This is a genomic window from Psychrobium sp. nBUS_13 (assembly GCF_051201665.1).
Lineage (GTDB): Bacteria > Pseudomonadota > Gammaproteobacteria > Enterobacterales > Psychrobiaceae > Psychrobium.
In genome coordinates, this window is sequence record NZ_CP179210.1 from 3104679 (window position 1) to 3130825 (window position 26147).

The 26147-nt window shown below is 41.3% G+C and carries 22 protein-coding genes; 3 read left to right on the plus strand and 19 right to left on the minus strand.

All coding sequences use genetic code 11. The features are described from left to right. Window positions 1-220: 220 nt before the first annotated feature. The 3 genes from trmB to ACMAZF_RS14360 are packed head-to-tail and all read right to left on the minus strand — an operon-like array spanning window position 221 to window position 2582. Window positions 221-883, minus strand: coding sequence for a tRNA (guanine(46)-N(7))-methyltransferase TrmB (gene trmB / locus ACMAZF_RS14350; RefSeq protein ID WP_435274462.1), 663 nt, complete (start codon window positions 881-883; stop codon window positions 221-223). A 9-nt stretch (window positions 884-892) separates the two neighbouring features. Next, window positions 893-1660, minus strand: a complete 768-nt coding sequence (locus ACMAZF_RS14355; protein WP_435274463.1) for an ABC transporter permease — start codon at window positions 1658-1660, stop codon at window positions 893-895. Between the two features lie 10 nt (window positions 1661-1670). After that, window positions 1671-2582, minus strand: coding sequence for an ABC transporter ATP-binding protein (locus ACMAZF_RS14360; protein WP_435274464.1), 912 nt, complete (start codon window positions 2580-2582; stop codon window positions 1671-1673). Window positions 2583-2818: 236 nt separating this feature from the next. On the opposite strand from ACMAZF_RS14360, the gene ACMAZF_RS14365 reads away from it, so the two are divergent. Beyond that, the gene (locus ACMAZF_RS14365) at window positions 2819-3568 is read left to right on the plus strand and encodes a hypothetical protein (protein WP_435274465.1); all 750 of its coding nucleotides are present in this window, start codon (window positions 2819-2821) and stop codon (window positions 3566-3568) included. Here the strand turns inward: ACMAZF_RS14365 and hpt are convergent. The 5 genes from hpt to ACMAZF_RS14390 form a co-directional block, all read right to left on the minus strand. Beyond that, complete coding sequence (gene hpt, locus ACMAZF_RS14370; protein WP_435277255.1) at window positions 3565-4098, minus strand: hypoxanthine phosphoribosyltransferase; 534 nt, start codon at window positions 4096-4098, stop codon at window positions 3565-3567. The genes ACMAZF_RS14365 and hpt overlap by 4 nt on opposite strands. Before the next feature lie 92 nt (window positions 4099-4190). Then, window positions 4191-4811 carry a flavin prenyltransferase UbiX gene (locus tag ACMAZF_RS14375; RefSeq protein ID WP_435274466.1) on the minus strand — a complete coding sequence of 207 codons (621 nt, stop codon included), beginning with the start codon at window positions 4809-4811 and terminating at the stop codon, window positions 4191-4193. Next, a complete protein-coding gene (mpl, locus tag ACMAZF_RS14380) occupies window positions 4811-6178 on the minus strand; it encodes a UDP-N-acetylmuramate:L-alanyl-gamma-D-glutamyl-meso-diaminopimelate ligase (protein WP_435274467.1) in 1368 nt (455 codons plus the stop codon). Before mpl ends, ACMAZF_RS14375 begins: the two co-directional genes overlap by 1 nt. Before the next feature lie 140 nt (window positions 6179-6318). After that, window positions 6319-7566 carry an ammonium transporter gene (locus tag ACMAZF_RS14385; RefSeq protein WP_435277256.1) on the minus strand — a complete coding sequence of 416 codons (1248 nt, stop codon included), beginning with the start codon at window positions 7564-7566 and terminating at the stop codon, window positions 6319-6321. Window positions 7567-7575: 9 nt separating this feature from the next. After that, window positions 7576-7914, minus strand: coding sequence for a P-II family nitrogen regulator (locus ACMAZF_RS14390; protein ID WP_435274468.1), 339 nt, complete (start codon window positions 7912-7914; stop codon window positions 7576-7578). Between the two features lie 445 nt (window positions 7915-8359). Here ACMAZF_RS14390 and ACMAZF_RS14395 point away from each other — a divergent pair, with 445 nt between their 5' ends. Further along, window positions 8360-10717 (plus strand): alkaline phosphatase D family protein, encoded by a 2358-nt coding sequence (locus tag ACMAZF_RS14395; RefSeq protein ID WP_435274469.1) that lies wholly within the window; start codon window positions 8360-8362, stop codon window positions 10715-10717. A gap of 716 nt (window positions 10718-11433) precedes the next feature. Here the strand turns inward: ACMAZF_RS14395 and secA are convergent. Together secA and ACMAZF_RS14405 are read right to left on the minus strand one after the other, a co-directional pair. After that, on the minus strand, window positions 11434-14145 hold the full coding sequence (gene secA, locus ACMAZF_RS14400) for a preprotein translocase subunit SecA (protein WP_435274470.1): 2712 nt from the start codon (window positions 14143-14145) through the stop codon (window positions 11434-11436). Between the two features lie 273 nt (window positions 14146-14418). After that, window positions 14419-15348 (minus strand): M23 family metallopeptidase, encoded by a 930-nt coding sequence (locus ACMAZF_RS14405; RefSeq protein WP_435274471.1) that lies wholly within the window; start codon window positions 15346-15348, stop codon window positions 14419-14421. Window positions 15349-15375: 27 nt separating this feature from the next. Between ACMAZF_RS14405 and ACMAZF_RS14410 the strand changes: the two genes are divergently transcribed. After that, window positions 15376-15834 carry a DUF721 domain-containing protein gene (locus tag ACMAZF_RS14410; RefSeq protein ID WP_435274472.1) on the plus strand — a complete coding sequence of 153 codons (459 nt, stop codon included), beginning with the start codon at window positions 15376-15378 and terminating at the stop codon, window positions 15832-15834. A gap of 8 nt (window positions 15835-15842) precedes the next feature. On the opposite strand, the gene lpxC is transcribed toward ACMAZF_RS14410, so the two are convergent. The 9 genes from lpxC to murD all read right to left on the minus strand — a co-directional run bounded on the left by lpxC (window position 15843) and on the right by murD (window position 26146). Beyond that, window positions 15843-16760: a UDP-3-O-acyl-N-acetylglucosamine deacetylase gene (lpxC, locus tag ACMAZF_RS14415; RefSeq protein ID WP_435274473.1), complete on the minus strand. Its 918-nt coding sequence runs from the start codon at window positions 16758-16760 to the stop codon at window positions 15843-15845. A 154-nt stretch (window positions 16761-16914) separates the two neighbouring features. Next, window positions 16915-18057: a cell division protein FtsZ gene (gene ftsZ / locus ACMAZF_RS14420; protein WP_435274474.1), complete on the minus strand. Its 1143-nt coding sequence runs from the start codon at window positions 18055-18057 to the stop codon at window positions 16915-16917. A 49-nt stretch (window positions 18058-18106) separates the two neighbouring features. Further along, complete coding sequence (ftsA, locus tag ACMAZF_RS14425) at window positions 18107-19339, minus strand: cell division protein FtsA (protein ID WP_435274475.1); 1233 nt, start codon at window positions 19337-19339, stop codon at window positions 18107-18109. Further along, on the minus strand, window positions 19326-19994 hold the full coding sequence (locus tag ACMAZF_RS14430; RefSeq protein ID WP_435274476.1) for a cell division protein FtsQ/DivIB: 669 nt from the start codon (window positions 19992-19994) through the stop codon (window positions 19326-19328). Before ACMAZF_RS14430 ends, ftsA begins: the two co-directional genes overlap by 14 nt. Window positions 19995-20115: 121 nt before the next feature. Beyond that, entirely contained in the window at window positions 20116-21033 is a 918-nt protein-coding gene (locus tag ACMAZF_RS14435) for a D-alanine--D-alanine ligase (protein ID WP_435274477.1), read from the minus strand. Further along, window positions 21033-22502, minus strand: a complete 1470-nt coding sequence (gene murC / locus ACMAZF_RS14440; protein ID WP_435274478.1) for a UDP-N-acetylmuramate--L-alanine ligase — start codon at window positions 22500-22502, stop codon at window positions 21033-21035. Before murC ends, ACMAZF_RS14435 begins: the two co-directional genes overlap by 1 nt. Then, a complete protein-coding gene (gene murG / locus ACMAZF_RS14445; protein ID WP_435274479.1) occupies window positions 22502-23623 on the minus strand; it encodes an undecaprenyldiphospho-muramoylpentapeptide beta-N-acetylglucosaminyltransferase in 1122 nt (373 codons plus the stop codon). Before murG ends, murC begins: the two co-directional genes overlap by 1 nt. Continuing rightward, complete coding sequence (gene ftsW / locus ACMAZF_RS14450) at window positions 23623-24831, minus strand: cell division protein FtsW (RefSeq protein WP_435274480.1); 1209 nt, start codon at window positions 24829-24831, stop codon at window positions 23623-23625. The genes murG and ftsW overlap by 1 nt, the downstream gene beginning before the upstream one ends. Then, complete coding sequence (murD, locus tag ACMAZF_RS14455; RefSeq protein WP_435274481.1) at window positions 24821-26146, minus strand: UDP-N-acetylmuramoyl-L-alanine--D-glutamate ligase; 1326 nt, start codon at window positions 26144-26146, stop codon at window positions 24821-24823. The genes ftsW and murD overlap by 11 nt, the downstream gene beginning before the upstream one ends. Between the last annotated feature and the right edge of the window lies 1 nt (window position 26147).

A 26147-nucleotide genomic window follows, 5' to 3' on the forward strand; every position in this document is an offset into this window, starting at 1 on the left:
GCGCCCCGTAGGTTTAGCGTTGATTATTAAATGATAAATTGCCTGTTCAATAACATATTTGATCCGCATCCTTGCGGCAAATACTCAAAAATCGTCCCTAATTTTTGTATTGGTCAATTTTTAATTTAAGACGCTAAACGACGGGAGTTGGCCACGCTGTAAGCCCACTAAAAACCTTAACTGATCGGCATTAGGCTAACGCATACTTTGGGCTCAATCGTTATAACTGCGCTTTAAGCTGAAACAGCGCTTGACCACTTGCCTGATATTTCCGTTCAAACGGCGTAATTGTTGGCTCAGGCACAAACTCTTTAACGTTTGATGATTTACCGGCAATTGATAAAGCATGTGAAAACTCATCCAAATATAAGCGCCAGTTACTGCGCATTTCCAATGCACCACCTAACGCAACGATAGTTGGGAATACCGCACTACCATGCCAGCGACGTTGGATATGTTTTGCTTTCGGCCACGGATTTGGATAAAGAATAAAATGCTTATCTATTTTGAATTCAGCTTCTAACGCAAGTCGCCAAAAATCGTTTAAGTCGGTTCTCAATAACATAAAGTTATCGACGCCATGTTGCTCATAGGCTTCGTTTTTATTCAGTCGATGACCGGACTTATCCATTCCAATAACAAAGTGCTCAGGGTGCTGGCGCGCGATGTTTATTGTGCTATCACCAACGCCGCAACATGAATCAAAAATAATAGGTTTGCCTGCGCGAGCAATTTCTTGCTCAACACTTTTAAAACCATCAATTGAATGTTGTTGATAGGGTTTTCTAAATTTGTGTGCTAAATGCTTGTTAACAATATCATTTAGGTTTTCATTCAGCCCGTCTTGATTAGTAATAATTTCATGTGAATTTGCAAATGACATATCAATAACCTAAGAACGTAAGCCGTAACCGCGAGAAATCATCCAATACGCTAGACTAAACAATGCCGCAACAAACAAGAAAATAATCGAGAATGAATACACTAGCGGAATATCAGTCACGCCTAAGAAACCATATCTGAATGTATTAATCATATAAACAATCGGATTTGCTTTTGACACACCCTGCCAAAAATCGGGAAGTAATGTGAGTGAGTAGAACACACCACCCAAATAGGTAAGAGGTGTCAAAACGAAGTTAGGAATAATACTGATGTCATCGTAGCTTTTAGCGAGAATAGCGTTAATTAAACCGCCTAACGAAAACAAAATAGATGTGAATAAAACGCTAATAAGTAATACGCCAAAGTTTGCGATGTTCAAATCTACAAAATAAAGCGACAAGATAGTTACAATACATCCAACCAATAAACCACGAGCAACCCCACCACCAACATAACCGGCGATGATGATCCACGTTGGCACTGGTGCAACTAATAACTCTTCAACATTACGTTGAAATTTAGAGCTAAAAAATGACGAGGCTACATTAGAATATGAATTGGTAATAACCGACATCATAATGAGACCAGGAACAATAAACTCCATATAACTGAAGCCTGACATAGTGCCAATGCGTTCACCAATTAAGGTCCCAAAGATGACAAAGTATAAACTCATGGTAATCGCTGGCGGAACTAGGGTTTGCAACCATATACGCGTAAAACGATTAATTTCTTTAGTAAGTAAGCTTTTTAAAGCAATAAAATTAGCAGACAAAGTGACTCTCCTAGCGCGTTTGATTAACTAAACGAAGAAATAGTTCTTCTAAACGATTGGCTTTATTACGCATACTCATTACTGTAATGCCGTGTTTGGACAGCTCGGTAAATAATGTATTAAGCTCATGGCCCTGCTCGACGTCGACTTCTAATGTATGATCATCCAACAAACGAGTTTCAAATCCTGACAATGACACATCATTTTTCACAGGGTTAATATCAAGGACAAAGGTCTCAATATTTAACTGAGACAACAACGCTTTCATACTTGTATTTTGAACAATAGTACCGTGGTCAATAATGCCAATGTTGCGACATAATGACTCCGCTTCTTCGAGATAATGTGTCGTTAAAATGATCGTCACACCTTGCTCATTAAGCTTTTGTAAGAAATCCCACATAGAACGTCGTAGTTCAATATCAACACCTGCCGTAGGCTCATCCAAAATGAGCAAACGCGGCTCATGCATTAATGCTCTAGCGATCATTAACCGACGTTTCATTCCGCCTGATAATTCACGAGAACGCGCATCACGTTTTTCCCATAAGTCTAATTCTGTAAGATATTTTTTCGCACGCTCTAAAGCAAGTTTACGTGTTACGCCGTAGTAACCCGCTTGATTCATCACAACCTGAAGCACCGTTTCAAATTGATTAAAATTAAACTCCTGAGGTACTAAACCGATTTGCTGTTTAGCTTTAACAAGATCATTATCTAGATTATGGCCAAATACTTCTACGGCGCCTGTTGTCTTATTAACCAACGAAGAAATGATACCTATGGTGGTTGATTTACCTGCACCATTGGGCCCCAACAAAGCGTAAAAATCGCCTTGTTCAACGGTTAAATCAATTCCTTTCAACGCCTCAACTCCGCCTTTATAGGTTTTAGTTAGGCCTTTTATACTTAATGCGCTCATGAATTTCCTAATGATTGAGAAAAACGGCTGGAAAATTTGGCGCTATTATACGTTAATATTCGAATTAATAACCATGATTTAACAAGAAAGATCGCCTGTAAAACCCCATACTTTATGACACTTTTGTTACAGCGCTTATAAATTTTATCTAGAGTGTTTAGTTTAATCGGCAAATTGATTACTATTGCCAAATAGGAATGTAGTAGCATCGAGAAAGATGGCGATGGAGTATATGAATGACACGAAAAATTATCAACGGTATATTGATTCTATGCGCTAGCATGGTATCAACCATCGTCTGCTCTCAAAATCACGATGCTTCTCTCATTGCACCTATAGTCAACCCATCTAAATTTCCTGAAAAAATCACTCTTGGTCAAATTAAAACGAGTGAAATTCAGCAACATGTTTTTAATTTTCTATCACCAATTTATCGAGAATTGGGCATAGAACTAGAGGTAATGGCATTACCTTCAAAACGGTCGTTAGTGTTTAGCAATCAGGGAAATGTCGATGGTGAATTATTGCGTATGGAAGGCATTGAGGAAAACTATCCAAATCTAATTCCGATTCCAATTACCTTGTATCAGCTATCTGCTTACGCTTATACCGTACACGGAAAAACTGATTTTAAACAACCTGAAGATATTTTGCGCTTTAACGTAGGGATGCATCGTGGTGTTCAATGGGAAGAGCGATTTGTTGGCCAATTTCCTCGCTATGTATTGCGAGTTGGCGGAACCCTTAATAAATTTAAATTACTGACCTTAGATCGTGTTGACTACGTCATAAGCACTGAGCAACGCGCCAATGAAATAATCAGCAATCACTTTAGTAACGATAATATTAAGCGCGTATCTCCCATGCTAAGACATATCAACCTGATACATTATCTTCATAAGAAACACGCACATTTAGTGCCTGAGATTACTGCAGCAATTAACAAACGTAATGTTGTGTTGCCGTTAACGCCGCATGACCACTAGTCTTCTAATGGAATAACCTTAGCAACATGAGGTAAGTTACGATATTTTTCAGCATAATCAATGCCGTAACCAACAACAAACTCATCAGGAATACTAAAACCAATCCAATCAACGTCTACTTCAACTTCACGACGCGATGGTTTATCAAGCAATGTACAAAGCGTTAATGATTTTGGTCCACGTAACGACAGAATTTCTACCACTTTAGATAACGTGTTACCTGTATCAATGATATCTTCAACAATAATCACATCACGATCTTTAATGCTTTCCGTTAAATCTTTAAGTATTTTTACATCGCGGGTACTTTCCATGCTCGAACCATAGCTCGATACCGTCATGAAATCGATAGATAATGGTAAGTCGACAGCACGACATAAATCCGCTAAAAAGACCACAGAGCCGCGTAATAACGCAACCATTAATAAATTTTCTGAATCTTTGTAGTGGGTCTCAATAAGTTTGCCAAGCTCAACAACTTTGTCGTCGATTTCTTGTTTGCTGATCATCACTTCGGTAGTGTGTTTAATCATCTCGATTCCTAACAGGTTTTAGACGATGGGATCCTAGCTATTAACGATTAGCAACGCTAATAGCCAACACACACTTGTGATCAAGATCACTATTTATTTTCAGACATCCAAGGAAGTACAAGCGTTTGTTCGATATCTAGGTGATCTAATATTCTAGCCACCATGAAATCAATAATCTCTTCAAGTGATTGTGGCTTGTGATAAAAGCCAGGCGCTAACGGCATTAAGGTTACGCCAAGCTTAGATAGACTTAACATATTCTCTAAATGTATCGACGATAAAGGACTTTCACGCCATGCAATCAATAATTGACCGCGCTCTTTTAACACTACATCCGCAGCACGTTCAATGAGATTGTTGCTCGCACCATGACTAATTGCTGACAGAGTTCCCATTGAGCACGGACAGATAACCATCTGTTTTGGCGAGGATGAACCAGAAGCTGGTGCGCTAAACCAATCACTTTTTTCAAGTAACTGGATTTGATTATCTAGCCCATTAAAATGGTCATTTAAAAACGTTTGTGCAGCATCATGCTCAGCTGGAATGTCAAAGTCAGCTTCCGTTGCTAACACAATTTTTGCAGCATCAGATAACAATAAATAAACTTGGGTATTCGCAGCGAGCAATTGTTGCAGCAATCTCAAGCCGTATGGTGCACCAGAAGCACCGGTAAGTGCGAGTGTTACACGCCTTTTAAAGGTTGCCATTATACCGTCTCCTTTGACGCTAATGCGTCGAGTAACTTTTGGTGTATACCGCCAAAACCGCCATTACTCATCACTAACAAATGATCATGAGGCTGAGCTTGCTCAACAATGTGCTCAACCAATTTATCGAGTTGATTTTCAATGATAGTTTCTGGTGAGTTTTCCGAAACCATCTCTCGCATATTCCAATGTATATCGTCTGGTTGATACAAAAATATCGCGTCAGCTTCTGTCATCGAATTAAATAACGTGTGCTGATGAACACCTTGCTTCATGGTATTAGAACGTGGCTCTAGAATAGCAAAAATACGCTGTTGACCAACGTTAGCTCGCAAACCTTCAAGTGTTGTGTGAATAGCAGTGGGGTGATGGGCAAAATCATCATAAACCGTTACATCATTAACACAGCCTTTAGTTTCTAAACGGCGTTTTGCGTTAATAAACCGTGATAAAGAATCAATGGCTTGTGCAGGCCCGATGCCCACATGCCGTGCAGCAGCAATAGACATTAAAGCATTTTGAACATTGTGCTTTCCAATAAGATCCCAATCTAGCTGTCCAACAAACTTTCCTTGATAACAAACCTTGAAACTTGAACCATCTGCATTAAGCAGTTGATAAGACCAATCGCCATTGTCACCCATGGTTTGCGTCTCACTCCAGCAGCCCATTGCCAAGACATCATCACAGGATTTAGTGTCGGTAGGAGAAATGACTAATCCATTACTCGGCACCATTCTGATGAGGTGATGAAACTGACGTTCAATCGCTGCTAAATCAGGGAAAATATCGGCGTGATCAAATTCAAGATTATTAATCACCAACGTACGTGGACGGTAATGGACGAATTTAGATCGCTTATCAAAAAAAGCACTATCGTATTCATCTGCTTCAACGACAAAAAATGGCGCGTCACCTAATTTTGCTGATACACCAAGACATTGTGGCACACCACCAATTAGAAAACCGGGCTGCTGATTATTATCTTCTAATATCCACGCTACCATGCTTGCTGTTGTTGTTTTACCATGGGTGCCAGACAAGGCAATGACCCAACGATCTTTAAGCAAGTTCGCAAGCAGCCACTGCGGCCCTGATGTATAAGGAATATTGCGGTCGAGCATAAACTCAACACAAGGATTGCCGCGACTCATCGCATTACCAACCACCACTAAATCAGGTGCTGGCTCCAACTGACATGGATCGTATCCTTCAATCAACTCTATACCACTTTCTTGAAGTTGAGTGCTCATTGGTGGATATACATTTGCATCACTACCGGTGACTCTAAATCCTAATTCGCGAGCTAATATCGCAATGCCGCCCATAAAGGTGCCGCAAATACCTAAAATATGAATATGTTTCATGGTGATTTCATTAATAACAATTATTAAGGCGCATCATAGCAAGGGATGAATACCCAAGCTACACCCAAAATGACAAAGCCCATGATGCCAATTCATCACGGGCCTTGTATTTTCTTTGCTATACCTGAGTACTAAATGAATTAGCTCCCCTTTACAGTGACAAACTCTGGATAGGCATCTACTCCACAATCAGCAATATCCATACCAAGGTATTCTTCTTCTTCGCTAACACGGATACCCATGGTCTTTTTAAGTGCTAACCAGACGACAAAGCTTGCACCAAATACCCAAGCAAAGATAATTGCTGCGCCCGCCAATTGACCTAAAAATGTGGCGTCAGCATTACTAAATGGTACTAACATTAACCCGAAGAAACCTGCAACACCATGCACTGAAACCGCGCCGACAGGATCATCAAAACACACCTTATCAAGCATCACGATTGAAAATACAACTAAACCACCTGCCAGTAATCCAATTAAAGCAGCAACAGGTAATGATGGTGATAATGGATCAGCGGTAATAGCGACTAGTCCAGCGAGTGCGCCATTTAAAATCATCGTCAAATCAGCCTTACCCCATAATAATCGACAGACGATTAATGCACTGATGGCGCCTAATGCTGCGGCACTGTTCGTATTCAAAAATATTTTAGCCACTGACGATGCGTTTTCGGCATCTGAAACCAATAACTGCGAACCACCATTAAAACCAAACCATCCCATCCATAAGATAAATGTTCCTAAAGTTGCCATTGGTAAATTAGAACCAGGTATCGGATTAACTTGACCGTTAGGGCCATACTTTCCTTTACGTGCGCCTAGTAATAGCACACCAGCGACTGCGGCAGCAGCACCAGCCATGTGCACAATTCCTGAGCCTGCGAAATCAACAAAACCTAGCGCAGAAACAAAACCACCGCCCCAGGTCCAGTAACCTTCAACTGGATAAATAAAACCAGTCAAGACAACGGTAAAAGCTAAAAACGCCCAAAGTTTCATGCGTTCAGCAACAGCACCAGAGACAATCGACATGGCTGTTGCAACAAACACCACTTGGAAAAAGAAGTCTGATTCCAACGCATGATCTGCGCCATCAGCTTGAGCACCAATAAAGCCAGCGATTGATGGTAACCAACCACCTTCTGCATTATCGACATACATGATGTTATAGCCAACCAGTAAAAACATGGTACAAGCGATGGCATACAAACAAATATTTTTCGTTAAAATTTCAGTCGTATTTTTAGAGCGAACAAGACCTGCTTCTAACATGGCAAAACCGGCAGCCATCCACATCACGAGAACGCCAGACATTAAAAAGTAAAATGTATCTAAGGCAAAGCGAAGTTCGGTAACAGTCGTGCCTAGTTTAGTTAATTCTTCCATCATTGCTCCTTATAGCGCTTCACAGCCAATTTCATTAGTTCTAATACGAATCGATTGTTCTAAATTCGTCACAAATATTTTGCCATCACCGATTTTTCCCGTGTGAGCAGCCGTAGTAATAGCTTCAATAACCCGATCAACATTTTGATCTTCACAGGCTATTTCTAGTTTCATCTTTGGTAGGAAATCAACTTGATATTCAGCGCCGCGATACAACTCCGTGTGTCCTTTTTGACGACCGAAGCCGCGTACTTCAGAGACAGTTAATCCTTCGATACCTGCTTCGCTAATAGAATTTCTCACATCATCAAGCTTGAATGGCTTAATGATGGCGATAATTAGTTTCATGATGAGCCCTTATAGTTTTTAATTTAATTAAACAAATAGTTACAAGAGCCATACCAAGTTAGTAACCTATTGTTACAAAAGAAAAATGATACTTTTAAAGTATCTAAACACTAACAAGGTCGCACCATATTAGTGCGTTAGTTTTACCTTTTGCGCCAAATTAGAACTTTGTCTTAATATCTTCAAAAATCCCTTTTAAAGTGCTAAATCACGACATAAACTCGATGATGAGAGTCTAGGACTTACATTAATACCATTAATTGCATTAAGTAAGTGATCTTGTTGTGCGTAGAGAAAATCAGCTAAAACAAGGCGCTCGATTGACTAATAGCTGGCTATTAGGATTGAGAGCAACGCCATTTTAGTTAATTTTAACAAGTACAAGTGGGCAAATATTTAATGCAATTGGTATAACAACAAAAATAATAAACAAAGGATTTTAGTAATGAGTTATACACGCCGTAAATTCCTGTCCACTATTGTGGTCAGTGCTTCAGCCGTTGCTTTGGGTGGTCTTGCCGGCTGTGGCGGTTCATCTAATAGTTCACCAGCACCAACGCCGCCGCCAGCACCAACTCCGACACCTAAACCAACGGGTTTACAGCCGGGAGCACAGTTTTTCCCTCAATCATTAATGTCTGGAGATCCAAAGCCCGATAGTGTGATTTTATGGACTCGTGTTGAAGACATGGCTGCTGATGACATTAAAGTGCAGTTGCAAGTCGCTACTGACAAAGAGTTCACAGACATTCGTGTGGATGAAATGCTCAATGCATACAAAGACAATGACCATTGTTTAAAAGTCCGTGTAACTGATTTAGACCCATACACTACCTATTACTACCGCTTTGTTTACATTAACGATGAAGTTCAATACGTCACAAATGTAGGTCGTACTAAAACAGCGCCTGAGACAAGTGCGGACCAAGCAGTAAAATTTGCTTTTGTAAGCTGTCAAGACTACGTAGGCCGTTTCTACAATGCTTATCTGTCAGTGTTAAACCAACCTGAGCTTGATTTTGTTGTGCACCTTGGTGATTACATTTATGAAACGACGGGCGATCCAGAATTTCAAAATGTAGATGGTCGCTCATTTGAGTTCAGTGATACTGACGGCGCAATAAAAATAGGCCAAGGCGACAAAGCTTATTATTCTGCGCAAAGCATGTCTAACTACCGTGAACTGTATAAAACTTACCGCAGTGACGAAGTGTTGCGAGAGGTTCATGAAAACTTCCCAATGATTGCAATTTGGGACGATCACGAATTTAGTGATGATAGCTGGCAGAATGTTGCAACCACGACTGATGGTGCAAGTGATGAGAAAAATTTACAACGCAAGCAAAACTCAGAGCGCGTATATTTTGAATATATGCCAATCGATCATGAGTACGCCAGTGACAAAACTGTCGATTTAGGAAAAGGCGAACTTGCCATTTCAGAAGATCATTTATTCCCGAATACAACAATTTACCGCGACTTTGATTTTGGTAAACACGTTAAATTGTTAATGACTGACTTTAGAACACATCGCCCTGATCATTTAATTCCTGAAGATGCTTTTCCTGGCACTGTAGTCATGGATCAAGCAACAACATCAGCTGTTATTGCCCAAGCTAAGAGTATTCCTTTGGCAAACGCTACGGCCTTTGTTCAAGCGACATTTATGGCGTATATCGATATTGACGCGCCACAGTACAACGTACTTAAAACCGTACTAACCGATGTGGTTGCAGGCCTTTACAAAGCTGATTACATGTCAATTGTTGGTGATGATGCAAAAACTGCGTCGACTAAAGGCGCAGCAATGGCGACTAAAGTGGTTAGTGGTAAACTTGTTATTAATTACCTCAATGAAATCATTAAACAGATACCAGCCTCATTAAAAGCCGTTTATAACCTTGATGTTATTAGCAGTGACGGTCTAGAGCGCGGTATTGGTTATATGACATTAGGTAAAGCCGCACTATTCTCTAAACTTGGCAGTCGTTACATGGTTGTTAAAGACGTATTTGATCTTTACGCTGGTTATAAAGCATCGATTGATCCACAATCACAAAATGCCTTTGGTGATAAACAAACGGCATGGCTAAGTCAACAAGTGATGACATCGACAGCAACGTGGAAAGTTATGGGTAGCTCAGTATCATTTGCACCACTAATCTTTGATTTGAGTAGCGACCGCGTATCAACTGGTATTCCACAACTCGAAGGAATGTTCGACTCTGATGCAATTCCAGCACTGTTTAAGAACCGTTTTTACGTCAATGCCGATCACTGGGATGGTTTCCCGCAAGCTAAAGCAAAACTTACCAATGATTTATTAAGTGCCGCTGGTGTGATTACCCTATCAGGTGATGTTCATTCAAGTTACGTTAGTGAGCATGCGCCAAGCAGTATTACAGGTCTTCGTAGTTATGGATTTACCGCATCGTCTATCTCATCGGGTACACAAGGCACCTTTATTGATGACGCACTTCAAGGACTAGCATCTTCGCTAGCACCTGAGTCAGCAGCAACCTTTAAAGCACTAAATCCATTCTTTAACTTGTTAACTCAAACAGCGACTACACGCAGTGACGTCCCTACCACGTTAAAAATGTCAGAGCTATGGAAGCACGGTATTGGTGTAGTAACAGCAGATAGCGACAGCTTCACCGTTGATTTCCATCAGTTCCCAACAACGTCGGATGATGTTAATTACGTCACAACAAGCTTCTATGATAAGCGTGATGACTTCCTTGGCATGGTTGAAACGAGTCAATATCAACTCAAAGGCGGCGCGCTAACAAAAGTTAGCTAACCCCATTTATAAATAACAAGCCGTCGTGATAGCAATATCACGGCGGCTTTTTTATGGAGGCACGTTAGGGTCTGTTGATCTTTTGAGTTCATTTTTGCAGCAATTTGTTTGGGGTGTCTACAAGGCAGAGCCTATGTGGTGTAGCTGGCTCGATAATAACTCCTGCATTATCCTAATGAGCTACATCCCTGTAGCAATACACGAATAGGCGATAACGCCGCAGAAATAACAAACAAATGCTGTCCGTAGGATTCACCTAAAAGTATTTTGTGCGGCGTTATTCGTCATTCACTGGGGTAAACCCAGCATCAATCCTCATGCCTCGCCCACAAGGATGTGGGTGCTTATGTTCAGTCTGGAACAATGAACATGTGCCCAAAACCTTTTTAGATTGAACAAAGTTTGAACCACAAAGGACAACAGACCCTAGTATTAAAATCATTTCTCACTCATTCTACTTATGAGCTTAAATTCGCACGCGAAACTCTAAGATTATCATTAGAACCACAAGCCAGTGCCCCACTATCCAATCCACTCCCCCTCGAGTCTCAATGAAATAGTCATAGTGACAGTAACAATCAGTTGCGCTAATAAAGTAGATAAGATAATTGATGATGTAGTGATGTTCCCCTACAAATTAATCCTTTATTCGAGATAAAAAAAATGCCAATTAGCAAAACTAATTGGCATTTTTACGGTGTTAAACTAACAAACTACTAGCTCAATTTACCGTGACACTGTTTGTATTTCTTACCTGAGCCACAAGGACAAGGTTCATTACGGCCAACTTTTTCGGTCTCACGAATAACCGTCTGTTGAGCATTCTGTCCGTGACTCTCGTCTTCTTCACCGGCACTTGGGTGCTGGAACTCTAGCTCTGTAGCTTCTTGTTGACGTCGTTGCTCTTCAACTGCATCAACATCTTCTTGGCTTTGAACTTGAATTTTAGATAATAAAACAATGACATCAGTTTTAAGCGATTCTAATAAATCTTGGAATAACTCAAACGACTCACGTTTAAATTCCTGCTTTGGATTCTTTTGTGCATAACCACGTAAATGAATACCTTGGCGTAAATGGTCCATCGCCGCTAAATGGTCTTTCCACAAGCCATCAAGCGTTTGCAACATAACAGCTTTTTCAAACTGACGTAGTACATCACTACCAACCATTTGCTCTTTAAGCTCGTAAGCTTGGCCTACCACTTCTTGAATTTTCTCAACAAGATTTTCTTCATGAAGTTTGTCGTCGTCTTTCAACATCTGACCAATAGGCATTTCAACTAAGAAATCTTCTTTTAAACGCTCTTCAAGCCCTTCAACATCCCACTGCTCTTCAAGTGATTGCACTGGAATGTATTGACGAATAGTCTTTTCAACAACATCGCCGCGAATATTATTAATGGTTGCTGACACATCAGCTTCGTCCATTAATTCGTTACGTTGTTCGTAAATCACTTTACGCTGATCATTAGCAACATCATCATACTCAAGCAGCTGCTTACGCATATCAAAGTTACGACCTTCAACTTTACGCTGTGCATTTTCAATCGCTCGATTCACCCACGGATGCTCAATTGACTCACCGTATTCCATACCAAGCTTTTTCATCATGCCAGTCATGCGCTCAGAGGCGAATATACGCATCAAGCTATCTTCCATCGACAGATAGAAGCGCGATGCACCAGCATCACCTTGACGACCTGCACGGCCACGTAATTGATTATCAATACGACGAGATTCGTGACGTTCGGTACCTAAAATGTACAAACCACCTGCGTCTAACACTTTATCGTGCTGAATTTGCCATTGCTCTTTAATATGAGCAATTTGTTTTTCAGTTGGCTCTTTCATGCCTTCGATTTGTGCTTGCCAGTTACCACCCAGTACGATATCTGTACCACGACCAGCCATATTAGTTGCAATAGTTACACGCCCAGGCTCACCAGCTTTGGCGATAATTTCAGCTTCTTGTTGGTGAAATTTAGCATTAAGTACACTATGTTCAATTTTCTCTTTTCTTAGTAAATCAGATAAATACTCAGAGGATTCAATTGAAATAGTACCAACTAGCGACGGTTGACCACGCTCTTGACATGCTTTGATATCAACAATAATGGCTTCATATTTCTCTTTTGCTGACATGAAAATCAAATCAGCCATATCATTACGAACCATGTCACGGTTTGTTGGAATAACAACAGTGTCTAGGCCATAAATATGCTGGAATTCAAATGCTTCGGTATCGGCTGTACCTGTCATACCAGATAATTTTTCGTAAATACGGAAATAGTTCTGGAATGTAATCGATGCAAGGGTTTGGTTTTCGTTTTGAATGTCAACGCCTTCAAGCGCTTCAATGGCTTGGTGTAAGCCTTCAGACCAACGACGACCTTCCATTGTACGACCAGTATGCTCATCAACAATGATAACTTCGCCGTTTTTAACGATGTAATCAACGTCACGCTCAAACAAGACATGCGCACGCAATGCCGCATTTACATGATGCAATAAGCTAATATTTGCCGCTGAGAATAACGAGTCAAATTCACCCATTAATCCATTTTCTTGTAGCATCTCTTCAACGAACACTTGGCCGGTTTCAGTCAAATGAACCTGTTTAGATTTTTCATCAACAGTGTAGTGACCATCGCCAGTGTATTCTTCGGTATCTTCTTTATCTTGCTTAGTTAGCTGAGGGATTAACTCGTTAATTTTACGATATAATTCAGAGCTATCTTCCGCCGCACCAGAAATGATAAGCGGCGTACGAGCTTCATCAATTAAAATCGAATCAACTTCATCGATGATGGCGAAATTTAATGGACGCTGAACACGCTCTTCAGGTGAAAACGCCATGTTATCGCGAAGGTAATCAAAACCGAATTCGTTATTGGTACCGTACGTAATATCACTGTTGTAAGCCGCTTGCTTTTCTTCGTGTCCCATACCAGACACACAAATACCAACAGACATTCCTAAAAATTCAAATAACGGACGGTTGTTATTAGCATCACGCGCCGCAAGATAATCATTCACGGTAATAACGTGAACACCTTTACCTGTTAGGCCATTTAGGTATGCAGCTAACGTAGCTGTTAATGTTTTACCTTCACCTGTACGCATCTCGGCGATACGACCTGATTGTAAAACCATGCCGCCAATAAGCTGAACGTCAAAGTGACGCATTTCGAATACACGCTTACTCGCTTCGCGAACAACCGCGAATGCTTCAGGCAAAATATCATCTAAGGTTTTACCTGCTTCTAATTGCTCTTTAAAGTAAGCAGTTTTTTGTTTTAGCTCGTCGTCAGACAGCGCTTCTATTTCTTTCTCTAACTCATTGACTAAGGCAACAACTTTACGCATCTTTTTAAGCGTACGGTCATTCTTGCTACCAAATACTGAAGTAAAAATCTTTGTTAACATCTAATTGGCCATATTTTTTTATTGACTGGCGATTGACGTGCACTGCCAATCTTATTCTTAATTTTTCGCCGCTTATTATTATTGATTTAAGCTAGATAAGATACCCCTAATTCACCTCACTAATAGGAAAGTTAGGTTTATTATCGGTTCTACAAATTTAAATCAACTGCACTACGGATACATAACAAGAAATGGGGATGAAAAATAACATTTCAATGCCGCCATAAAATAAAAAAGCCGCTGAGAACAGCGGCTTAAATTATCTAATGAGGATTAACGATAAATATACTTACGCGGGTTAATCTGCTTGTCCTTTTTCAACACTTCATAGTGGACGTGTGCCCCTGTTGAACGACCAGTGTTACCCATTAATGCAATGACTTCACCTTTGGACACAACATCACCAACATTGACCTTAAGCTCTTTGGCATGAGCATAGCGGGTTTTCAACCCTGCACCATGGTCAACTTCAACTAATAACCCATAACCATAGCGACGACCAGACCATGTAACGACGCCTGCGCCAGTGGCCATAACATCATCGCCGTCTTTACCAGCAAAATCGACACCTTTATGCATTGTTAGCTTGCCATTAAACGGATCATTTCGCATACCATATAGTGACGACAACCAACCGCGATTGATTGGTCGACCCGCGATTAAACTATCATCATGGATTTCGTGATTAAGCATCACTGTTTCTAATAAATTAAGCTGGTCTTGTTGGCTATCAATATGAAGTAATAAGATATCCATTTGAGATAACAAGGCTGATAACTCACTGCTTTGTTCAATACCTGAATATTGTTCAGGCCCACCAACAGCAGGCAACTGCGCAAAGTTAAATTCACTATAGTCAGCAGATTTTGCGAGTCGTTCGCCTAATGCATCGATACGGTTCATTCGCGCGGTGAGAATCCCCATACGTTGAGCTAGCAAAGACAATTGAGCGGTTGTTTGAATTTTCAACGTATCAACTTGCGTTTGTTGATTAACTAGATGTTCACTCTTCTCATCGATTGCATGAGATAATAATGCAGGCTCAACATAGTATTGATAAGTAAAATATCCAGTCACCGCGATTACACTAAGTTGAAGTAAAGCAACAGCTGCGATTTTTTTTACACTAATAGAGAAAATTGAAAATGACTCGGTCGTCTTTACTTTTGAATGGTTAGACGACTCGTTAATTGCTACACTCATACCTACTCTCTCTTGTTCAAAACGCTTATGAAATCACGCTATAATCCAGACACACTGCAAGATGTATTAACAGCTAAATCCGGTAAGCTGGCCAAAATACAACAAAAAGCGGGTCAATTACAAGTTATTAACCAATTTTTAACAACACAACTTATTCCAGATTGTGAAGAATATTGCAGAGTAGCCAACTTACGTCAAGGGATCTTAGTTATTGAGGTGGCATCAGGCGTATGGAAAACGAGATTATTGCAGTTAAGTCAGTCCATTCTATCTCATATGCAAGAACACATTTTGCCTTCATTACATACTATTGAGCTTATTGTTAACCCACAGCTGTTTAATGAAAAACCTGAAGAACCTAAACCGAACCCAAGGAAAATATCGGCTGATACGGCGCAACATCTTGTTGCTTTGGCCGAACACGCACCACCAGAGCTGGCGGCAACTTTATCACGATTAGCTAAATTAGCTGATCGTGATAAATAATTTGATAGTTAAGCGGTAACTAAATGAGTCTCGCCATAACAAATTGGTGAGGTTTCTTCTTCTTCAAAAGTCACCATTTCAAAACAATCAGCTTGCGCTAACATTTCACGAACCAACATATTGTTAATTGCATGACCAGCTTTAAAGGCTTTAAACTCACCAATAATACTGTGACCCGCTAAGTAAAGATCGCCAATGGCATCTAACACCTTGTGCTTAACGAACTCATCGTCAACACGTAAACCATCTGGATTTAATACGCGATATTCATCTAAAACAACGGCATTTTCCATGCTGCCACCTAATGCTAGGTTATTAGCACGTAATAATTCGATGTCACTCATAAAACCAAAGGTACGAGCACGAGATATTTCACGTACAAATGATGCTTTAGTAAAGTCCATTGTTAAATGTTGCTTAGTATTACTAATTTCTGGATGTGCAAAGTCGATAGCGTAGTCAACTTTAAATCCTTCATAAGGAGTAAATTCAGCCCACTTATCGCCATCTTCTATACGAATTGGTTTCTTAATTCGTATAAAGCGCTTGGGAGAGTTTTGCTCTTGCACACCAGCAGATTGTAATAAAAATACAAAAGGACTCGCACTGCCATCCATAATTGGAATTTCAGGCGCATCAACTTCGATGATGGCATTATCAATACCAAATGCCGCCAAGGCTGAAGAAATATGTTCAACCGTAGAAATCTTATGGCCAGCATCGTCAATCAGACAGGTACATAACGTCGTTTCACGAACTAGCATACCATCACCTGGAATATCCACGTGTGGTGTTAAATCTGTTCGGCGATAAATAATACCCGTGTTAACCGGTGCAGGTTTTAATACCAAGGTAACTTTTTCACCCGAGTGTAAGCCTACGCCAACGGCATCAATTTCTTGACCTAATGTTCTTTGCTTAATCATAAATTAGCAACCCCTATCTGATGTCTACATCTACAACGGCGGGCATTCTATCATAAAACGCGCCTTTCAAACAAACGAACGAATTAGGCAATGTTTAGGACAGTGAGCTCGCCAACAGTTTTTGTACTATCGCGATCCGTAGCTTAACGGCAGATTAATCTGCTTGTTTGCGTAAAAACGCAGGAATATCTAAGTATTCCAAGCCACCATTATTAGTGCTCTGTGGCTGACTATTAACAGCAGCAGCCATAGTATCTTCTTCAGCAGCTGGTTCAGCTTGAATTGGTTGTGGCGCTGCAACAACTTCTTCTGGCTTCACGAGTTTAATATCTGGTTGCGCTTCAGCGCCGATACCTGTTGCAACTACAGTGACACGTAGTTCATCGGTCATATCAGGATCAATAACAGCACCAACAACAACAGTCGCATTTTCAGAAGCAAACCCTTTAACAGCGTTACCTACAGTCTCAAACTCATCAATACTGATGTCCATTCCAGCCGTGATATTAACCAGAATACCGCGAGCACCTGCTAAATCGATATCTTCAAGTAATGGGCTTGAAATCGCAAGCTCTGCGGCTTCATCAGCACGTTCGTCACCACTTGCGATACCAGTACCCATCATTGCAGTACCCATTTCAGCCATTACAGTTTTAACGTCGGCGAAATCCACGTTGATTAGACCTGAACGCGTGATAAGTTCGGCAATACCTTGAACAGCACCAAGTAAGACATTATTTGCTTCTTCGAATGCTTGTAATAGACCTGTACCCTTACCTAAAACTTTCAATAGCTTGTCGTTTGGTATAGTAATCAATGAGTCAACACATTCACTTAACATGTCAATGCCTTGCTCGGCATAATTTAAACGCTTTTTGCCTTCAAAATTAAATGGTTTGGTGACTACAGCAACCGTTAAAATACCCATTTCTTTAGCAACTTCGGCAACAACAGGTGCAGCACCAGTACCCGTACCACCGCCCATTCCGGCAGCAATAAAGACCATATCAGCACCATCAAGTGCTGCCATGATAGCTTCTTTATCTTCAATTGCAGCTTCACGGCCAACTTGTGGATTGGCGCCAGCGCCAAGTCCTTTTGTTGTACCTTTACCGATTTGGATTGTGCTTTCTGCCGACGAATTACGCAGTGCCTGAGCATCTGTATTCGCGACAATAAATTCAACACCTTCAATTGTTCTCTTAACCATGTGCTCGATAGCGTTACCGCCACCACCGCCAACACCGATTACCTTTATGACCGCTTCTTCTGCGTGATCTGACATTAATTCAAACATAACTTCTCTCCGTTGCGCTTAATTAACAAACCTTAATTGTGGATAACAATTAAAACTCGCCTTTTATCCAATTTTTAATGCGGCTGACAAAACTCACTCCGCTACTTTGTGTCTCTTCACTACGTGCATTTTCTCGCATGACGCTGCCAAACTTTAATAAGCCTACACCAGCGGCATAACTTGGATCTTGTACGTAGTCACTTAATCCTTTGACTGGCATTGGGTTTGCTAATCTAACTGGCATGCCAAAACAGGCCTCAGCAAACTCAACAGCTCCTTCAATTTTCGCAGTACCGCCAGTTAAGACGATACCTGCTGCAATCTGCTCACTAAAACCAGCTTGCGTTAATTCATTTAGTATTAATTCGTAAAGCTCTTGATAACGCGGCTCTACCACTTCTGCCAATGTATGACGTGACATTGTACGCGTCGGACGACCACCAACAGATGGCACTTCAATATTATCTTCTTGCCCAACCAATTGGCTGAGTGCACAGGCATGACCAATCTTTATATCTTCGGCATGAGATAACGGCGTTCTAAAAATTTTGGCAATATCAGAAGTAACCTGTGCACCGGCAACTGGAATGACTGCGCTATGACGCAGTGAACCGTTGGTATACACAGCGATATCCATTGTGCCACCGCCCATATCAACCAAACAAACACCTAAGTCTTTTTCATCGTCAGTTAGTACGCTGTAACTTGATGCGATAGCAGAAAATACGAGTTCATCGACTTTCAGCCCACAGCGCTGGACACACTTTTCAATATTTTTTGCCATGTCACTTGCACACGTCACCATGTGCACTTGAGCTTCCATCCGCATACCTGACATACCGATTGGCGATTTTATGCCTTCTTGCACGTCAATCGCATACTCGGTTGGCATGACATGAAGAATGCGGCGATCATCAGATACTTTTACGGAGCGAGCGGTATGTATCACGCTATCAACGTCGTATTGCGTTACTTCTTCATCATTGATTGACACCATGCCTTTTTCATTTTGACAAGCAATGTGTTTACCAGAAATACTCAAGTTAACCGAAGTCACCTGACAATCAGCCATTAACTCAGCTTCATCTAATGCACGTTGTACTGCTTTAACCACAGAATCGAGATCATTAACGCCAGCTTTCTCCATGCCTTTGGATTTCTGACTACCGATTCCAACAATACTAAGATCGCCATCGGCTAGGATTTCTCCGATAATTACGGCGACTTTTGATGTACCGATATCTAATCCAACGATTAGATCTCTTTCATTAGCCTTGCTCATTGTTGGCTGTATCTCCTAGCTGTTTCTTCCAATTAACGGCGAACCCTGCGTCGTAACGTAAATCAACATAATCAATTTGCTTACCTTGCGGTAAAACATGTTTATAAACCTTTAAGAAACGTTCCATTCTCACGTTTCTAATGACATCGTTACCACGGCCAAGAACTAATTTACTGCCATTTGCCAGTGTCACATTCCATGACTGGCGTGGTGTGAGCGAAATTTCGCTTAATGTTAACCCTTCACTTTCTAATAACGGCCATAATGCGCGATAACCTGATAACACATTACTAGCAATATCATCAGCACCTGAAAAATGCGGTAGCCATGAGCTTATCCGGTCAGTCGGTGCACTAAACACTTCGCCACTATCATTTAATAATTGTGTTTCATTCCAATAAGCAACGGGGGATTGATCAGTAACATGAATAATCAACCCATTTGGCCATTGACGTCTCACCGCAACCCGCTTAATCCATGGAATATTTTCCAATCGTTGTTGGACATCTTCTACATTCAACGAGAAAAAACTTTCATTCTCACTGAGTTCCCACAACACTTGGTGAATTTCTAGGTCGCTACTATACGGCCTTGTCCCAATAATTTGTAGTGTTGATACAGGCATATCTTGTGCATTCATCATCTTATCGGTCATTTTATGACCCAAGTACACAATAAATACGATGACTAGGCCAAAAAACAGCACACCACTCCAATAGAAGTGATCGACCAATTTGAACTTTTGCCACCGTGTTAGCTGCCTTTTACTCACAAATTTATTTCACCAACGTTTGTTCAAGAATCTCATTAACTAATTGATTAAATGACAAGCCAGCTTCTTTAGCTGCCTTAGGCACCAAACTTGATGTTGTCATTCCCGGCACTGTATTAACTTCTAATAGGTACCATTGGCCATCTTGACCGCACATAAAGTCGACTCGTCCCCAGCCTTTAGCATTAACTGCGTTAAAAGCTTTGACAGCAATGTCACCTAATTCTTTCTCTTCATCAGCAGGCAGGCCACAAGGACAATGATATTGTGTATTATCCGATTGATATTTAGCTTGATAATCGTAAAAGTCATTCGGCGTCGTCATGTGAATAGCTGGCAATGCTTTGTCGCCTAGAATTGATACCGTGTATTCGCCGCCATCGATCCATTGTTCAAGTAATATCTCATTATCAAACTCAGTAGCACCCGAAATAGCGGATTTAAGATCGCTAACATTATCGACTTTTGCCATGCCGATACTAGACCCTTCATTAGCAGGCTTTACCATCACAACACCGCCGAGTTCATCTAAGATCGCTTGATAGTCAATTGTTTGCTTGCCACAAACGACTACAAATTTTGCAGTCGGCAGTCCAAGCGCACACCACACCTGTTTGGTCTTGATTTTGTCCATCGCTAGTGCAGCGCCAAGTACACCAGAGCCAGTATATGGAATGTTTAAAAATTCCAACGCACCTTGTATTGTGCCATCTTCACCGCCGCGACCATGTAATACATTAAAGACGCGTTCATAACCTTGGTCGGTCAATTCACTTAGCGGCGTATTTTTTGGATCAAACGCATGGGCATCAACACCATTGGCTTGTAATCCGTCCAATACAGCTTGTCCCGACATTAGGGAAATCTCACGTTCGGCGCTATTACCACCGAACATAACGGCCACTTTTCCAAACTCAGCCATTATTGTGGTCCTCTTTCATTCATTTTATTAATATCTAGTGCCATTGCACTTAAGCGTTTAGCTAATACGCCAACATTACCCGCACCTTGCGTTAATACTAAATCACCATCTTGCATAATTTGTGTCAATCGCGGCGGCAAATGTTCGATGTCAGAAACGAAAATTGGTTCCAATGAACTATGAGCGCGAATACTGCGACATAATGCGCGGCTATCAGCACCAACAATAGGATCTTCGCCAGCACTGTAAACTTCTAACAAAATCAATTCGTCTACTTGTGATAAAACATCAACAAAGTCTTCATAGAGATCCCGAGTACGGGTATAACGATGGGGCTGATAAATCATGACCAAACGATTATCTGGCCACCCGTCACGAGCGGCTTTTATCGTAGCGGCAACTTCACTTGGGTGATGCCCATAATCATCGACTAGCATGACTTTACCTTGCTCGGTATCAAAATTACCTAACTGTTCAAAGCGGCGACCAATACCTTGAAACTCACTCAGTGCATCGACAATATCTTTATCACTGATTTCACTATCCATTGCTACCGCAATAGCAGCCATGGCATTTAATACGTTGTGACGACCAGGAAGATTAAGTGTAAGAGCAAGCGGTTCGTGATTTTTACGATGTAAAACAAAACTACTGCTATTGGCTGCCTGTGAAAAATCTGATGCACGTAAATCGGCATCTTCACTAAAGCCATACGTCGTCACATGACGAGATATACGTGGCAACAATTGACGGTTAATAGGATCATCAATGCATAGCACTGCTAAACCGTAGAATGGTAGGTTATGCATAAACTCAATGAAGGTATCTTCAAGTTTGCTAAAGTCACCTTGATACGTATCCATATGATCCGCTTCAATGTTGGTAACGATAGTGACCATTGGCTGTAAATGAAGGAATGACGCATCACTTTCATCAGCTTCTGCAATTAAATACTCGCTACAGCCCAATTTAGCGTTGGTACCAGAGCTATTTAACAGCCCACCAATAACATAAGTTGGATCAAGTTGTGCTTTGGCAAATATGCTCGCCGTTAAACTGGTTGTTGTTGTCTTGCCGTGCGTTCCCGCAACTGCAATACCATGCCTAAATCGCATTAACTCAGCCAACATTTGTGCTCGCTGAACAATAGGAATACGCAATTCTTTGGCGCGAATAATTTCAGGATTCGACTCATCAATGGCTGTTGAAACTACAACAACACAGGCACCTTCGACTTGTTCACCGCTGTGCCCAAGATAAACCGTTGCTCCTAAATCACTCAAACGTGAAGTAACACGATTAGTCGCTTGGTCTGATCCCGTCACCTGATAGCCTTCATTAGCTAATACTTCAGCAATACCACCCATCCCTGCACCACCAATGCCGATGAAATGGATACGGTCAACGCGTCTCATCTGAGGTACACGTTGGCGTAATTGGCTAAGCTTATCGCTGCAAATCTTTGTCATTAAACTACTTCCGTTTTCTTTGGTGCAACAAAATCAGTATGCGCTAAATGCGCAATGGCACTCGCTACCTGTTCTGTCGCATCCACAATAGCAAGCGAGTCGCTTGCGTGATGCATTTTTTCTAATTGACCATTAATATTCATGGCCTTAATCTGTTCACTCAATGACTGCGGAGTCATTAAAGATTGCTGCAAAACAACCGCAGCGCCTTGGTCACTTAACGCTTGTGCGTTTTTAGTTTGATGATCATCCACGGCATAAGGCAGTGGAACAAAAATCGCTGGCAACCCAACCGCAGCAACTTCCGATACTGTCAGTGCTCCAGCACGGCAAATAATCATATCAGCCCATTGATAGGCAGCGGCCATATCATCAATAAAATCGCTGACTTGAATATAACTTTCACAATCATCAACAGACGCTTTATATGCGTTGATAACACCTTCACTGTTATTCTTACCGGCTTGGTGTTTCAGTACCAAGTCAACGTCACTCAATAATAGTAATGTTTGAGGCAGCATTTCATTGAGCGCTCGCGCTCCCAAACTGCCACCAATTAATAATATTTTTAACGGTTCTTTTGACTGCATTTCAGATTGTTGTGGCGACAATCGGCCCAGATTAACAATATCTTGTCGCACAGGATTACCAACAACCTGCGGCTTGTGTTCTTGCAAGGCGCCATCGAAAGCTACCATTACCTTAGTGGCCATCTTAGCTAAATATCGGTTGGTCATGCCGGCAACTGCATTCTGTTCATGCAACACTAAAGGAATGCCAGCGATTTTTGAGGCAATACCACCTGGCCCACTCGCAAAACCGCCCATGCCCAATATTACATCTGGCTTAAACTGCTTTATCACGCGTTTTGCCTGCCATACTGATCGCATCAGCTTAAACGGTGCTTTAAGTAATCTAACAATTCCATTACCGCGCACGCCTTCAACATCAATGTATGAAATATCAATATTGTGTTTTGGTACTAAATCAGCTTCCATTCGCGTGGCACAACCAAGCCAGTGAATTTCCCAACCCTGCTCTCGCAACATATTTGCCACTGCAAGCCCTGGAAAAACATGACCACCAGTACCACCAGCCATCACTAATAAACGCTTACTCATTATGATGCTCCTCGATGCGTCGCTTGCACACAGTAGAGCCTGCGTTCATGATCAATTCTTAATAAAATAACGATTGCCAAGGTCATAACCCATAAACTACTGCCGCCATAACTCACTAATGGCAACGTCAAACCTTTAGTTGGTAAAATACCACTTGCGGCGCCAGTATTAACAGCCGCTTGAAAGCTTAGCCACAAACCAATTCCCATGGCTAAATACCCTGTAAAATAGTGCTCTGCTAATATGGCTTTTCGGCCAATATTTAAAGCGCGCAATGCTAATACTAATTGAAGAATTAATAAAGCAAAGACACCAATTAAGCCTGTTTCTTCGGCCCAAATGGCAAAAATAAAGTCAGTATGAGCTTCAGGTAAATATTCTAGCTTTTGAATTGAGTTACCTAGCCCTTGCCCTAGCCAATCACCACGTCCAAATGCCATCAGTGATTGAGTTAATTGATAACCCTTACCGAAAGGATCTTGCCACGGATCTAAAAATGACGTTACTCGCGCCATACGGTATGGCTCAAAGATGATTAATCCGACAACCAAGGATACACCAACGATAATCAGTGCAAAGAAATCTCGAATTTTGGCACCTGCTAAAAACAGCATTCCTACGGTGGTTACAAACATCACCACCACGGTCCCCAAATCAGGCTGCTTTAGAATTAATGCGGCAATAATGACAAATACAGCTAAGGGCTTATAAAAGCCTTTAGCACGTTCAGTGACTTCGGTATGACGACGAACGATGTAGGCAGCGAGATAGCAAAAGAATGTCAGCTTAGCAATTTCAGACACTTGAATATTTATCGGACCAAGCGCAAGCCAACGTTGGCTACCATTAACGGTTTTACCAGCAACGATCACCAAAATAAGCGCCAAAATGGACAGTAGGAGAATCCAACCGCTGTACTTTTGCCATACTTTCATCGGTATTTGTAAACCAATAACCATAATCATTATCGAACCAGCTACGTAAAATGCGTGACGTTGAATAAAATGGAACGGATTACCTGTCAGGCGTTGTCCTTCTGGCATTGACGCAGACGCAACAATGACAAAGCCAATTAAAATAAGTGAGCATACAAGCGCAAACAAGGTTCGATCATATAGAGGAACATGTTTAGCAGCGCGCTCTCCTTTAATTTCTTTAAAAATTGAAGTGAAGGACGCTGGGAAAAAGTTCATTTGCTTAGTACTCATTGACCCTCCCTACGGCATCCATAAACTGCTGACCACGTTCCATATAATTCGCAAACATATCGATGCTGGCACAAGCAGGAGAAAGTAGCACAATGTCCCCCGCATTGACGAAGGTATTTGCAAGCATTACTGCCGCTTGCATTGACTCAACATGATGCGCATCATTGCGAATTTCGCTAAATAATTCCGCATCCTTACCCATCACTATTAGCTCACTGATTTGTTGCTCGAATGATTGGGTCAATGGTGATAAATCCCCCCCCTTTGCATCGCCACCAGCAATGAGCACAATATTCCCTTGATGGGTTTGTAACCCGTCAAGCGCGGCTAACGTAGCGCCAACGTTAGTTGCTTTTGAATCATTAAGCCAAACAATGCCGTCACTACTAGGAATCAGCTGACAACGATGTTCTAATCCCGTAAATTCTCGTAAGATCGACAACATAGCATCCATAGACAAGCCAACGTATTTGCCTAAGGCAATAGCTGCTAAAGCATTGAGTTGATTGTGTTGACCAACCATAGCCATTTCATCAACAGCCAGTAATTGTTGTTCCCCTTGCATTAAATAGCCATCTTTGAGCCCAAATTCATTATTATTGGCAGGACAATCTAATCCAAAAGACTGGCCGCGAGCATCAATGAGATGCGTTAATGAATCTTGACGATTAGCGATTGGCGTCTCGCAATGACGATAAATACGTTGTTTGGCCTGCGCGTAATCATCGATATCGCTATATCTATCCATGTGATCATCACTGATGTTCAGGACAGTGGCAGCCTTAAGATGCAAGTTATCAGTGGTTTCTAATTGAAAACTTGATAACTCTAAGATGAACAACTCAATGGATTTGTCAGTGACGACGTCTAGTACAGGTACGCCAATATTACCAGCTGCGACAGCCTTGACGCCGCTAGCGCTGGCCATTGCTTCTAATAATGAAGTTACTGTTGTTTTGCCATTAGAGCCTGTTATTGCAACGACAGGTGCATCTACAGAATGAGCGAATAACTCTATATCACCTGCGATAATACAACCCTGTGCTCGTGCTTTCTCAAACGCAGCTTGTTTAATCGAAATACCAGGGCTAACAACGAGTAATTGATAGGTTGAAAAGTCAATGTCATCTAAGTTAGCCAGAACAATCTCACACAGAGGAAACTCCTGTTTGAGTGCGCTGTTGTCTAAACCAACTCGCGTATCAACCAGCAATGGAACAATCTCTTGTTTTAATAAATAGGACGCGCAAGAGCGGCCAGTCATTCCTAAACCAATGACTGCAACCTGATTAATATCTTGCCCGTTAAACTTCATG

What these genes read in the sequence shown, in the direction of transcription:
- ACMAZF_RS14365 (WP_435274465.1), top strand. Translation starts at nt 2,819, where the DNA reads ATGACACGAAAAATTATCAACGGTATATTGATTCTATGCGCTAGCATG.
- ACMAZF_RS14410 (WP_435274472.1), top strand. Translation starts at nt 15,376, where the DNA reads ATGAAATCACGCTATAATCCAGACACACTGCAAGATGTATTAACAGCT.
- ftsW (WP_435274480.1), bottom strand. Translation starts at nt 24,831, where the DNA reads ATGAGTACTAAGCAAATGAACTTTTTCCCAGCGTCCTTCACTTCAATT.
- ACMAZF_RS14395 (WP_435274469.1), top strand. Translation starts at nt 8,360, where the DNA reads ATGAGTTATACACGCCGTAAATTCCTGTCCACTATTGTGGTCAGTGCT.
- ACMAZF_RS14390 (WP_435274468.1), bottom strand. Translation starts at nt 7,914, where the DNA reads ATGAAACTAATTATCGCCATCATTAAGCCATTCAAGCTTGATGATGTG.
- ACMAZF_RS14405 (WP_435274471.1), bottom strand. Translation starts at nt 15,348, where the DNA reads ATGAGTGTAGCAATTAACGAGTCGTCTAACCATTCAAAAGTAAAGACG.
- trmB (WP_435274462.1), bottom strand. Translation starts at nt 883, where the DNA reads ATGTCATTTGCAAATTCACATGAAATTATTACTAATCAAGACGGGCTG.
- mpl (WP_435274467.1), bottom strand. Translation starts at nt 6,178, where the DNA reads ATGAAACATATTCATATTTTAGGTATTTGCGGCACCTTTATGGGCGGC.
- lpxC (WP_435274473.1), bottom strand. Translation starts at nt 16,760, where the DNA reads ATGATTAAGCAAAGAACATTAGGTCAAGAAATTGATGCCGTTGGCGTA.
- ACMAZF_RS14430 (WP_435274476.1), bottom strand. Translation starts at nt 19,994, where the DNA reads ATGACCGATAAGATGATGAATGCACAAGATATGCCTGTATCAACACTA.
- secA (WP_435274470.1), bottom strand. Translation starts at nt 14,145, where the DNA reads ATGTTAACAAAGATTTTTACTTCAGTATTTGGTAGCAAGAATGACCGT.
- ftsZ (WP_435274474.1), bottom strand. Translation starts at nt 18,057, where the DNA reads ATGTTTGAATTAATGTCAGATCACGCAGAAGAAGCGGTCATAAAGGTA.
- ftsA (WP_435274475.1), bottom strand. Translation starts at nt 19,339, where the DNA reads ATGAGCAAGGCTAATGAAAGAGATCTAATCGTTGGATTAGATATCGGT.
- murD (WP_435274481.1), bottom strand. Translation starts at nt 26,146, where the DNA reads ATGAAGTTTAACGGGCAAGATATTAATCAGGTTGCAGTCATTGGTTTA.
- ACMAZF_RS14360 (WP_435274464.1), bottom strand. Translation starts at nt 2,582, where the DNA reads ATGAGCGCATTAAGTATAAAAGGCCTAACTAAAACCTATAAAGGCGGA.
- murG (WP_435274479.1), bottom strand. Translation starts at nt 23,623, where the DNA reads ATGAGTAAGCGTTTATTAGTGATGGCTGGTGGTACTGGTGGTCATGTT.
- ACMAZF_RS14375 (WP_435274466.1), bottom strand. Translation starts at nt 4,811, where the DNA reads ATGGCAACCTTTAAAAGGCGTGTAACACTCGCACTTACCGGTGCTTCT.
- murC (WP_435274478.1), bottom strand. Translation starts at nt 22,502, where the DNA reads ATGACAAAGATTTGCAGCGATAAGCTTAGCCAATTACGCCAACGTGTA.
- ACMAZF_RS14435 (WP_435274477.1), bottom strand. Translation starts at nt 21,033, where the DNA reads ATGGCTGAGTTTGGAAAAGTGGCCGTTATGTTCGGTGGTAATAGCGCC.
- ACMAZF_RS14385 (WP_435277256.1), bottom strand. Translation starts at nt 7,566, where the DNA reads ATGGAAGAATTAACTAAACTAGGCACGACTGTTACCGAACTTCGCTTT.